Annotated in this window: 10 protein-coding genes; 1 reads left to right on the plus strand and 9 read right to left on the minus strand. The window is 40.4% G+C overall.

The features are described from left to right. Positions 1–75 precede the first annotated feature (75 nt). The 8 genes from carB to HRT96_RS03640 form a co-directional block, all read right to left on the minus strand. Positions 76–3294, minus strand: a complete 3219-nt coding sequence (gene carB / locus HRT96_RS03605) for a carbamoyl-phosphate synthase large subunit (RefSeq protein WP_293152323.1) — start codon at positions 3292–3294, stop codon at positions 76–78. Between the two features lie 27 nt (positions 3295–3321). After that, positions 3322–4467: a glutamine-hydrolyzing carbamoyl-phosphate synthase small subunit gene (carA, locus tag HRT96_RS03610; protein ID WP_293152326.1), complete on the minus strand. Its 1146-nt coding sequence runs from the start codon at positions 4465–4467 to the stop codon at positions 3322–3324. 182 nt (positions 4468–4649) lie between these two features. After that, a complete protein-coding gene (gene dapB, locus HRT96_RS03615) occupies positions 4650–5468 on the minus strand; it encodes a 4-hydroxy-tetrahydrodipicolinate reductase (RefSeq protein ID WP_293152330.1) in 819 nt (272 codons plus the stop codon). 804 nt (positions 5469–6272) lie between these two features. Then, the gene (locus HRT96_RS03620; RefSeq protein WP_293152333.1) at positions 6273–6890 is read right to left on the minus strand and encodes an FKBP-type peptidyl-prolyl cis-trans isomerase; all 618 of its coding nucleotides are present in this window, start codon (positions 6888–6890) and stop codon (positions 6273–6275) included. A 138-nt stretch (positions 6891–7028) separates the two neighbouring features. Further along, positions 7029–7487: a hypothetical protein gene (locus HRT96_RS03625; RefSeq protein WP_293152336.1), complete on the minus strand. Its 459-nt coding sequence runs from the start codon at positions 7485–7487 to the stop codon at positions 7029–7031. Next, on the minus strand, positions 7475–7879 hold the full coding sequence (locus HRT96_RS03630) for a hypothetical protein (protein WP_293152339.1): 405 nt from the start codon (positions 7877–7879) through the stop codon (positions 7475–7477). Before HRT96_RS03630 ends, HRT96_RS03625 begins: the two co-directional genes overlap by 13 nt. Position 7880: 1 nt before the next feature. Further along, positions 7881–8654, minus strand: a complete 774-nt coding sequence (locus HRT96_RS03635; RefSeq protein WP_293152342.1) for a hypothetical protein — start codon at positions 8652–8654, stop codon at positions 7881–7883. Positions 8655–8843: 189 nt separating this feature from the next. Beyond that, on the minus strand, positions 8844–9776 hold the full coding sequence (locus tag HRT96_RS03640; RefSeq protein ID WP_293152345.1) for an ROK family protein: 933 nt from the start codon (positions 9774–9776) through the stop codon (positions 8844–8846). Positions 9777–10052: 276 nt separating this feature from the next. Between HRT96_RS03640 and HRT96_RS03645 the strand changes: the two genes are divergently transcribed. Next, positions 10053–10775, plus strand: a complete 723-nt coding sequence (locus HRT96_RS03645; protein ID WP_293152348.1) for a lipoate--protein ligase — start codon at positions 10053–10055, stop codon at positions 10773–10775. 91 nt (positions 10776–10866) lie between these two features. On the opposite strand, the gene dnaJ is transcribed toward HRT96_RS03645, so the two are convergent. Next, entirely contained in the window at positions 10867–11994 is a 1128-nt protein-coding gene (dnaJ, locus tag HRT96_RS03650; RefSeq protein ID WP_293152352.1) for a molecular chaperone DnaJ, read from the minus strand. Positions 11995–12088: the final 94 nt, after the last annotated feature.

Below are 12088 nucleotides of genomic sequence, written 5' to 3' on the forward strand. Positions count from 1 at the left end.
CTCGCTACTTATTGTTACTAACTGTAACTGAAGTAGCGAGGTTTTTTATTAACTATAAATACTGCTATTTACTGCTTACTTAATGCGAGTATGTAACTCTTGTATTGAACGAACAGTACCACGGGCATCGGCAGAGTGCGCTTGGCACGTTGCAAATGCTGCATTCATTGTGGTTGTGTAGTTCACTTTATAACGTAAAGCAGCTGCACGTAGTTGACGAGAATCTTCAATCGCAACACGACCTTCAGTCGTATTAATGATGTAGCTGTATTCGCCATTTTTGATACGGTCAAGAATATGAGGACGACCTTCATGTACCTTGTTAACTAGACGAAGATTAATACCTGCTTCACCTAGCGCAACGGCAGTACCGTGAGTTGCATCAATCTCAAAACCGAGTTCAATTAACTGCTTCGCTAATTCAGCTGCGCGCGCTTTATCACCGTTACGAACAGAGATAAGTGCACGACCACTCTTAGCAACTTCAGCAGAAGCACCAAGCTGTGCTTTAGCATAAGCTTCAGCAAAGGTATCACCCACGCCCATTACTTCACCAGTAGAACGCATTTCAGGGCCAAGTAACGGATCTGAACCTGGGAACTTACCGAATGGTAATACTACTTCTTTAACAGAGTAATATGGAGGAATCACTTCTTCAGTGAAACCAAGTTCAACTAACGTTTGACCCGCCATGACACGTGCAGCAATTTTTGCTAATTGCACACCCGTTGCTTTTGAAACAAAAGGAATCGTACGTGCAGCACGTGGGTTTACTTCAATCAAGTAAACTTCATTATCTTTCACCGCGAACTGGGTATTCATTAGACCAATAACACCTAGCTCTAATGCTAACGCACGTACTTGGTCACGCATAACATCCAGAATTTCAGGGCTTAATGAATGAGGAGGTAATGAACAACCGGAGTCACCTGAGTGAACACCTGCTTGTTCAATGTGCTCCATGATGCCGCCAATAACAACATCTTTACCATCACAGATTGCATCAACGTCAAGCTCGATTGCGTTATCTAGGAAACGGTCAAGTAATACTGGTGATTCGTTAGAAACACTGACCGCTTCTTTGAAGTAACGACGTAAATCGATTTCGTCATATACAATTTCCATTGCACGGCCACCAAGTACATATGATGGACGAACAACTAACGGATAACCGATACCTTCAGCTGAAATAACCGCTTGCTCAGTCGTTGTTACCGTCGCATTGTCAGGCTGTAACAAACCTAAACGCTCAACCGCTTGTTGGAAGCGTTCACGATCTTCAGAACGGTCAATCGCATCCGGTGATGTACCTATGATTGGTACGCCAGCTGCTTCTAATTCACGCGCTAGTTTAAGGGGTGTTTGACCACCGTACTGAACGATCACGCCTTTCGGTTTTTCAATACGCACGATTTCTAATACGTCTTCTAGTGTAATAGGTTCGAAGTATAAACGATCAGATGTATCGTAATCAGTTGAAACCGTTTCAGGGTTACAGTTAACCATGATAGTTTCGTAACCATCTTCACGCATTGCTAATGCCGCGTGTACACAGCAGTAATCGAATTCGATACCTTGACCAATACGGTTAGGACCGCCACCGATGATCATGATCTTATCGTTATCTGTTGGGTTTGCTTCACATTCTTCATCGTAAGTAGAATACATGTAAGCGGTGTCACTTGAGAATTCAGCGGCACAAGTATCGACACGTTTGTAAACCGGAAAGATCTCTAAACGATGACGTAATTTACGGATTTCATTTTCACTTACACCAGCAAGTTTACACAGACGTAAATCAGAGAAACCTTTACGCTTAAGTTGACGTAATGACGTTTCGTTTAGACCCGCTAAACCAATTTTACTGACGTTTGCTTCAGCGTTAACAATGTCTTCGATTTGCACTAAGAACCAAGGGTCAATACATGTGATCGCATAGATCTCATCTGTTGACATGCCAATACGGTAAGCATCCGCTATATAGAAGATACGCTCAGCGCCCGCTTCTGTTAGCTCTTGACGGATCTTAGCTGCTGCAGACTCGTCGTTTAAGTTCACTTCTGGATCAAAACCGTTCTTACCGATTTCCAGGCCACGTATTGCTTTTTGCATTGACTCTTGGAAGTTACGACCAATCGCCATGACTTCACCCACAGATTTCATCTGGGTAGTTAGACGGTCATTCGCACCGGCAAATTTTTCGAAGTTAAAGCGTGGCATCTTAGTGACCACATAATCCAGTGTTGGTTCAAATGATGCTGGCGTTGCACCACCTGTAATATCATTGGATAGTTCGTCTAACGTGTAACCAACCGCTAGTTTTGCCGCAATTCGAGCAATTGGGAAACCCGTTGCTTTTGATGCAAGTGCAGATGAACGAGATACGCGTGGGTTCATCTCGATGATGACCATACGGCCATCAGCTGGATTGATACCGAACTGTACGTTTGAACCACCTGTTTCTACACCAATTTCACGTAGAACAGCCATCGATGCATTACGCATGATCTGGTATTCTTTATCCGTGAGAGTTTGCGCTGGTGCCACCGTAATTGAGTCACCGGTGTGGATACCCATTGGGTCAATGTTTTCAATGGTACAGACGATAATGCAGTTATCGTTTTTATCACGTACAACTTCAGTTTCGTATTCTTTCCAACCAATTAGTGATTCATCGATCAATAGTTCAGTTGTTGGTGAAAGGTCTAAACCTAACGTACAAATGTCTTCAAACTCTTCCATGTTGTAAGCGATACCGCCACCCGAACCACCCATAGTGAATGATGGACGAATAATACACGGGAAACCAACTTCAGCTAGCACGCCTTTTGCTTCTTCTAGAGTGTGTGCGATACCAGCGCGAGGCGTTTCAAGACCAATGGCTTTCATTGCTTTGTCAAAACGGCTACGGTCTTCCGCTTTATCAATCGCGTCAGCTGTTGCGCCAATCAGTTCAACGTTAAACTCTGCTAAAACACCTTTGCTGTCTAGCTCAAGTGCACAGTTTAATGCTGTTTGACCACCCATTGTTGGTAAGATCGCATCTGGACGCTCTTTTTTAATGATGTTACGTACAACTTCCCAATGGATCGGCTCGATGTAAGTCGCGTCCGCCATTTCTGGGTCAGTCATAATGGTAGCTGGGTTTGAGTTAACTAGAATAACTCGGTAGCCTTCTTCACGAAGTGCTTTACAAGCTTGAGCACCGGAATAGTCAAACTCACACGCTTGACCAATTACGATAGGACCTGCGCCCAAGATTAGAATACTTTTTATATCATTACGTTTTGGCATAGTTCAATTCTCTACTAGGTATCAGGCTTAGGCTTGGCTTTTTTCCATACTCTTTTCCATCAACTCTATAAAGTGATTGAAAAGTGGAGCTGCATCGTGTGGACCAGGACTTGCTTCAGGGTGACCCTGGAAGCTAAATGCAGGTTTATCTGTACGATGAAGACCTTGTAAAGAGTCATCAAATAATGATTTGTGCGTCATTATTAGATTGTCAGGTAATGTGGTTTGATCAACTGCGAAACCATGGTTCTGCGCCGTAATCATCACTATGCCACGTTCCAAGTCTTTTACAGGATGGTTAGCACCGTGATGACCGAACTTCATTTTTAATGTTTTAGCACCACTTGCTAATGCAAGTAATTGGTGACCTAAACAAATACCAAATACTGGAATATCTGTAGTCAAAATTTCTTTGATTGCTGCGATTGCATAATCACACGGTTCTGGATCACCGGGGCCGTTTGATAAAAACACACCGTCAGGGTTTAATGCCAGTACATCTTTCGCCGATGTTTGCGCAGGGACAACCGTGATACGGCAGCCGCGATCAACTAACATACGTAAGATATTGCGCTTAACACCATAATCATAAGCAACCACGTGGAAGCGAGAGTCTGTCGCATCAGCTGGTAAACCACCCATTAATGTCCAGCTACCTTGGTTCCATTCGTATGCTTCTTTCACTGTTACTTCTTTCGCTAAATCCATGCCTTTTAGGCCAGGGAATGCTTTAGCAAGTTCTAATGCTTTCGCTTCATCTATACTTTCACCTGCGATGATACAACCCGCTTGCGCACCTTTTTCACGTAAAATACGGGTAAGTTTACGGGTATCAATATCAGCGATGCCAACAACATTACGTTCTTTTAGATAGTCAGTAAGTGATTGTTGATTACGGAAATTAGAAGTAACTAAAGGAAGATCTCGAATGATTAGTCCACAAGCATGAACATCTGAAGATTCTGCATCTTCATCATTTGTACCGGTGTTTCCGATATGTGGGTAAGTGAGAGTAACGATTTGGCGAGAATAGGAAGGATCGGTTAATATTTCTTGATAACCCGTCATTGAAGTATTAAAAACTACTTCACCTACCGAATGACCTTCTGCACCGATAGACACACCACGGAATACTGTTCCGTCTTCCAACACCAACAAGGCGATATTACTCAAGACAACCTCCAAAAAATAGATAGAAAAATAATAAAATAAATCAACTATTTACCCCAGGCTGTCACACAGCATAGTAATTCGAGATTAAAAAAAAACAATCTCTGAATTACTAAATTTTGGCAAATTCCGCGGATAATACAGATAAAACAAATGTTACGCAACTGTTTTATTACGTTTTTAATTTAAGATTTAAGATCCAGCACATCTTGCATTGTATACAAGCCCTGCTTTTGGGCAAATACCCAAGTTGATGCACGTATAGCACCTTTTGCAAATGTCATACGGCTTGATGCTTTATGTGTAATTTCAATGCGTTCGCCGATGTCAGCAAACATAGCGGTATGCTCACCAACCAGATCACCGGCTCTAATAGTCGAAAAACCAATGGTTTCGCGATCGCGCTCACCGGTATTACCTTCGCGGCCATAAACTGCCACTTTTTTCAGATCACGACCAAGTGTATTTGCAATCACTTCGCCCATACCTAATGCTGTACCAGACGGTGCATCCACTTTATAACGGTGATGACCTTCAATGATCTCGATGTCGGTGTAATCACCCATGACCTTAGCCGCCATTTCTAACAGTTTAAACATCACATTAACACCAACACTCATGTTGGGCGCAAATACCACGCCTGTCGACTTACCGGCATCATGGATCAGTTGTTTTTGTTCATCGCTAAACCCAGTTGTACCAATCACTATTTTCTTATGATTCGCAACCGCAAACTCAAGATGCTGCAAGGTTGCTTCTGGCGCGGTAAAATCGACAATAACATCAAAGTCATTCACCACGTCAGCAAGGCTACTAACTACTTTAACACCGAGTGAACCAAGACCAGCTAACTCTCCAACATCCGCGCCTAAGAAGTTACACTCAGGGCGTTCGATTGCTGCACCAACAATGGCTGCACCATCACTATCTTGAATGGCTTCTAAAATCGTACGGCCCATACGACCATTACAACCCATCACCGCAATTCTTACCGCTTGTCCCATCTAGACTTCTCCCTGTGTTTATTATTAATCAAATAGTTAAAGTACTTTGATAATAGCACTCCTCGAAACACATCAACAACGCTAACTTGCGTTTCTTAAGCATAAAAATTAGGCATAAAAAAACCCGCTATTCTAATTGTTAGAAGGCGGGTTTTGTTATACTGAATATTAGCAATCAACCGAAGATACCAAATAGGCCAGCCCATAGGTGCATCGTTGGTATTGTTAAAAACACAATTAAAAATACTAATGCATATTTCCAGTTAAAATCGTTATACGTTGCCATTACTCATTATCCATCAATTGATCTAAATCAAAAATCATCTTACCTAAATAATATTAGCTCAGCAGCAACTATATCAGCCACACAACAAATTTATATCTTTATAGGTAGTTCAAATTTAAGATATTACGACTAATGAAAAAACGCAGAGCATGCAGATATAGTACCAACGAATGAACTAAAAGCATATTTCAGACATAAAAAAACGCCTTGCTCATATCGCGATGAACAAGGCGTTTAGCTAGTTTATACCCAAGCTACGTCAAGATGCACAATCAGCAAACCGAATGAAGAGTATATTCAAGGCATGAAGTCGAGGATTTAGTTATTCTAAATCAAGACTTCATAACGCCGAAGATGCCTTCATTCGTTTTGCCCTACGGGAGGCGAGCAGGAATAACAGCACAGCGTTGCAATATTTGAAAATGGATAACCATTATCTACATATTGCGCCTTGTTCTGTTATCCCTGCTCGTCTCTGATATAGCATCTTGAAGTAACTTGGGTATATATAGGACTAATTAGATGATGTCTAATAGTTCTACTTCAAATACTAGCGCTTGGAATGGACCGATTGCAGCGCCTGCGCCCTGTTCGCCATAAGCAAGGTTGTGTGGGATAGATAGCTTGAATTTATCACCAACGTTCATTAGTTGTAGTGCTTCAGTCCAACCAGCGATAACGCCGCCAACTGGGAATTCAGCAGGTTGACCACGTTCAACAGAGCTGTCAAATACAGTACCGTCAGTTAGCATGCCATGGTAATGAACACGCACTGTAGATTCTGCAGTTGGTTTTTCCTCGATGTCGCCACGAGCGATAACTTCATACTGTAGACCAGATTCAGTTACAGTAACTTCTTCACGCTCTGCATTTTCAGTTAGGAACTTTTCGCCTTCAGCAGCAAATATTTTAGACTTTTCAGCTTTTTCAGCTTCTAATTTCTCATGGATCAGTTTAAAAGCATCGTTTAGCTCTTCATCGCTAACTTTGCTGTCTACACCAGCGAACGCATCAGCAAGACCAGCTTGAACAGCTGAAATGTCTAGACCTTCGAATGGATTAGCAGCAAGCTGTTGACCCATTTGTAGACCAATACCGTAACTACCTTTTTGTTCACTTGTTGCAAATTCAGACATAATTAAACTTCCATAATTCTTAATGATAAACACAGTAACTGTGTTGCTTAAATAACTAGGTATGGGCGATTTGTATAAAAACAAGGGAGAACATAAATTTTTTCTACTGACTACGGCTTAATTGACATCAATTGATTATTAATCTAAAAATTTCAGAGATAAACATTCAAAAAATAGACTTCCCTCTTCTTGAAAAGTGTTATCGAAATATTTAATCAAACTTATTCTGGCTTGTTTTGGTAAAACCATTGGATCATAACTTGTGTCACTCACAGCATGAAAAAATTCATCCGTCGCTTTAACCTTAATAGCGACTTGAAAACTGGTGATGAGATAAGCGGTTCCTCTAGACATAACACCGTTCGTAAAAACCCAAAATTCATATTTTTCATTTTCACCAATGAGTGTCGATCCTTCTATATCTTTTTTTTGCCCGATCAATGACACATTACTGCTTGTTGAATAATGCTCAATGCCATCATAATTTGAAATATATACGCCACATTTTAGATCCAGCGGAGTGACTATCAGTGCTGCATAGCTTGGTTCAATATAAAAAGTGAGTATTAAAATAAAAGTGCTTATTATTTTAGACATTCCACACCTGCTTTTAAGTAAACGTTAAAATCTATCATTCTCATTGATTTACTCATTGCTTCACAGTAAGTATATCCAGCATCCACAACCTTCGATTCTAACCAAAAATCAAACCAAAAATTAGTTACCAATAAACATAAAAAAATAAAAATAAAAGCGTAGTTAACATATCTTGTATTAAGATTATTTTTTTTAATACAACTAACACCATGAATGATTGGAATTATAATAGAGATAAAAAAGAATCCATAATTACTTTGAAGTGTAATATTATCAACAAGTTCGTAAACATTTTTAGTAATGTTTATATATTCAATGTAAACATAAATACAAGCTAAGAATGCGGCTAAATCAGCAATTATCAAGACTATGTGATCCTTTATTTTTATCATTTTAGTTAAATCCACTCAATCCGAGTGGTAAACCATTGATAATTCTCCACTTCAATTCACGTTCAACTCGGTTAATTTCTCTTGAAAAATTACCAATAGTATTATCAACTGAATCATCTATAAATTTAATCAAAGCATCTGTAACGCCAAAATGATTATCAATAGCATCAAGCGTTACACTAACTAATAATCCAACTGCTATAGCGATAAGCAATGGACCAACAGCATAAGTTGCCGCAACACCAGAAGCAGAAACTAAACCAGCCAAAGCAACTGCAACACCAAGTTTAACTAGATCGGTTGCTGTAGAACCAATCAACCTTGACATCGATTGCTCATCACTCAAAATTACATTAATAATATTCATTGGTACAATCAGGTAAATAGTTAATCGAGTTCCTGATATTATTGAATTCCTAACGCCGACCTGTCCAATTGCCATATCTACAACTTTAACATTGGTAGATAAGTAGCGAGTAGCCGTAAAAATAGAGCGTACACCAGCATAACCTTTAAATATTACATATTGTTTAGCACCTACAGTTTTCAGTACCACTTTACCGGTTATACCTAAATCGTTTATAACTTTCATCGCTGTAACCGAATCTAGGGCTGCAGCTGCAAAATTTGATACATATCTAACAGACGTCATGAGTTCCTGAATGGATTGGCCTGTTACTTTATGCCAAGCGTTAAGCAGCTGCTCTGTAGACAGTATGTTTATAGATTGGGTATTTTCATTTATTTTGGCTTTGATTATCTGAGCTTGTGACATGTTCACCCTTGAAAAATAAGAGATAAATTAATATCTTAAATTTAAAGATAACACTGATGCGGGACTTCATTAATAGAAATTCAGTTAAACCATACTAATTTCATACTATGCAACTAAATAAAGGCCTGAAGAAGCGCCTTTATAGAAACCATTTACGCTCTAATCAGTTGGGGAAAACGTATAGAAAGACTATTTATAATTCAACAGCGCTGCACCACGAACACCGCCTTCACCACCAAATTCGGCTTGCTTTAACTGCGGCAATTTCATGTTATCAAATACATAAGCCTTTATCTTTTCAGGTAGTTGAGTATACAAGGCCTCAAAGCGCGCCAAGCCACCTCCGAACACCACCACATGGGGATCAAGGATCATAATCAAACTGCCTAGTGCAGCGGCTAAAATATCTAAAAATACCGTCACGGTTTTGACTGCTACGGCATCATTCGCTTCATATGCAGCAATAATATCCGGGCCTTTCAGCGCCTGTTCTTCGTTACATGAACCATCGATATGGATTTTGTAAAATTTATATAACGCAGCAAGTCCAGTGCCTGAACAATAAGTTTCTAAACAAGAATGCCCCCCACATCCACAATGAGTCAATGGAAGCTCAGGATAACGTTGTAACATGGTGCCAGGAATAGCCATATGACCAAACTCACCTGCGCCAAAGTTATGCCCAGACAAAATGGTTTTATTTATGCAAATGGCACCACCTAAACCTGTGCCTAAAGTCACCGCGATAGCAATATCGGCGTCTTCCGCTGCACCCTTAAAACATTCTGATAGCGCAAAGCAGTTGGCATCATTCTGCACTTTTACGTCACGACTAATACGTTTCTGTAAATCAGTTTGTAAATTCTGGCCATGTAAACTGGGTAAATTAGGGCAAATGGTGGTATTAGTTTCTGGGTCCATCACCCCTGGATACCCGATACCAACCATGCCCTTACAACCAAACTCTTTATCGGCTTTAAAAATAAAGGTATCAAGTGCATCTAATAATTCTTCGTAATCTTCGGTAGGTGCGGGGATCCGCTCATTGAAAACACACTCAAGATCTGTGTTATATACCGAAAATTCTATCTTGGTACCGCCAATATCAAAACCGTAATACATTTAACCCCCATAACCGTTAAATAACAGCTAAATAATTGATGATATAGTGATATTTCAATTCAGTATGAAAGTGTAATCAATTTCATACTAATGGGCAGGTTTATATCTGTGTAATCAATCACACATCAACAATTTATTAAATATCCTGTAACCAGAAATACCGAAGAACAAGATGAAATCACGCTCAGTTAATCTATATTACACCAACTTAAGAGTTTGTAGTTACAGGTGATAAAGCTTAAAGTAGCAGTAACGGTCCAAACTATAGACTTTAAAATGCTGCCACCTAAAAATAAATCCATCCGTTTTAAAAGTATCGATATCGATAATGCTTTCGCTAAAGAAGCACAATTCATTGCCCAAATAAAACAGGATGAATTAAGCCAATGTTTAATGTTATGGCAAGCTAAGACACCAACACTGGTATTACCGGCAGGGAATAAATGGCCTGAATCGAATACCCTGAAACAAGCGCTTGCAGAACAATCTTGGCAGGTATTATCGAGACGAACAGGGGGCGCGCCAGTGCCTCAATCACCCGGTATCATCAACTTATCCCACATCTATCTTTGGCCAGAAAAAACAGCTTACTCTACGGCTACTGCTTATGTACATTTGTGTACTGTGCTAAAGGACTTTTTTTCTCAATATGGATTAGAAAGTAACGCGGCTGCAACCCCCTTCTCTTATTGCGATGGTGATTACAACTTAAATATTAATGGTCGAAAAATTGTTGGTACTGCACAGCGCGTCATACTAAAAAAAGGCGGCCGTAAAATCGTTCTGGCGCAAGCATTTATATTAATTGATGTACTGCTCGATGAATTAATTAAACCGGTCAATCTTTGTTATGGAATGTTAGGTAAGACACCATTAGTGAAGGCGAATGCGCACACTTGTTTGTTTGAGCATATTCAAGAACGTCCAAGTATAGACACAATATATCAGCAACTAACCCAAGCATTTTTACGTAGTACTTATGCCATCAAGAGCGATTGAGTAGAGTCGAGAAAAGTAATAATAATGGATAAAAATAAAGCCGCCGTAAAAACGGCGGCTTTATAATAGTAAAATCAATAAAATGACTTAATTATTTAGTAAAATCATCAAAGAAGCTTTTCACACCGTCAAAGAAACCTTCTGACTTTGGCTTATGTTTCTTTGCCGACGCATTGTTTAATGATGCTTCAAACTGCTGTAACAACTCTTTCTGCTCAGCGTTTAGCTTGACCGGCGTTTCAAGTGTTACTTTACACAGTAGATCACCCGTCGCACCGCCACGTACTGATTTCACGCCTTTACCGCGTAAACGGAACATACGACCAGTTTGTGTTTCAGCAGGTATTTTTAATTTAACGCGACCGTCTAAGGTCGGTACCTCAATTTCGCCACCGATAGCGGCATGGGCAAAGCTAATTGGCACTTCACAGTACAGGTTGCTGCCGTCACGCTCAAAAATAGCATGTTGACGCACACTGACTTGCACATATAGATCACCGGATCCGGCGCCCATATCCCCCGCTTCACCTTCGCCAGTTAAGCGAATACGATCGCCAGTATCAACACCTGCCGGAATCGTTACTTTGAGATCTTTGCTACGTTCGTAACGACCTTCACCATGACATTTACGGCAAGGATCTTTAATGATTTTGCCTTTACCATGACAGGTTGGGCATGCTTGGTTTACAGCAAAGAAACCTTGACGCATTTGCACTTGGCCTTGGCCATGACAAGTACTACAAGTTGTTGCTTTAGTACCTGTTTTAGCACCAGAACCATTACATACTTCACAATGACATTGGCTTGGAATGCGGATTGTTTTACTTACACCACGCACCGCTTCTTCAAGGGTAAGTTCCATGTTATAACGCAGATCACTACCACGTGCAGCACGTTGCTGACGACCACGGCCACCACCGCCGCCAAAGATGTCACCAAATACATCGCCAAAGATATCACCGAAGTCACCTTGACCACCGTGTCCGCCTTGTTGATTTAAACCTGCATGTCCATATTGGTCATAAGCCGCTTTTTTCTGTGCATCATTTAGCACTTCATAAGCTTCTTTAACTTCTTTAAATTGCTCTTCCATCGCTTTATCACCCTTAGTTCGATCAGGGTGATATTTCATAGCCATGCGTTTATAGGCTTTTTTAACATCTTTTTCGCTAGCGTCGCGTGATACACCTAGCACTTCGTAATAATCGCGTTTTGACATAATAATCAGCTTAAATTGAAATAATTTAGATACACGAAAGGCGTTGGTGAAGCACCAACGCCTTTGCTATTTAAAAACGAATAACTTAGGCGTT

This window comes from Moritella sp., assembly GCF_013215705.1.
Taxonomy (GTDB): Bacteria; Pseudomonadota; Gammaproteobacteria; order Enterobacterales; family Moritellaceae; genus Moritella.

Excerpts from the sequence above, each read along its gene's own strand:
- HRT96_RS03620 (WP_293152333.1), bottom strand. The coding sequence starts at position 6,890 with ATGTCTGAATTTGCAACAAGTGAACAAAAAGGTAGTTACGGTATTGGT.
- HRT96_RS03635 (WP_293152342.1), bottom strand. The coding sequence starts at position 8,654 with ATGTCACAAGCTCAGATAATCAAAGCCAAAATAAATGAAAATACCCAA.
- HRT96_RS03645 (WP_293152348.1), top strand. The coding sequence starts at position 10,053 with ATGCTGCCACCTAAAAATAAATCCATCCGTTTTAAAAGTATCGATATC.
- carB (WP_293152323.1), bottom strand. The coding sequence starts at position 3,294 with ATGCCAAAACGTAATGATATAAAAAGTATTCTAATCTTGGGCGCAGGT.
- dapB (WP_293152330.1), bottom strand. The coding sequence starts at position 5,468 with ATGGGACAAGCGGTAAGAATTGCGGTGATGGGTTGTAATGGTCGTATG.
- HRT96_RS03640 (WP_293152345.1), bottom strand. The coding sequence starts at position 9,776 with ATGTATTACGGTTTTGATATTGGCGGTACCAAGATAGAATTTTCGGTA.
- HRT96_RS03630 (WP_293152339.1), bottom strand. The coding sequence starts at position 7,879 with ATGATAAAAATAAAGGATCACATAGTCTTGATAATTGCTGATTTAGCC.
- HRT96_RS03625 (WP_293152336.1), bottom strand. The coding sequence starts at position 7,487 with ATGTCTAAAATAATAAGCACTTTTATTTTAATACTCACTTTTTATATT.
- dnaJ (WP_293152352.1), bottom strand. The coding sequence starts at position 11,994 with ATGTCAAAACGCGATTATTACGAAGTGCTAGGTGTATCACGCGACGCT.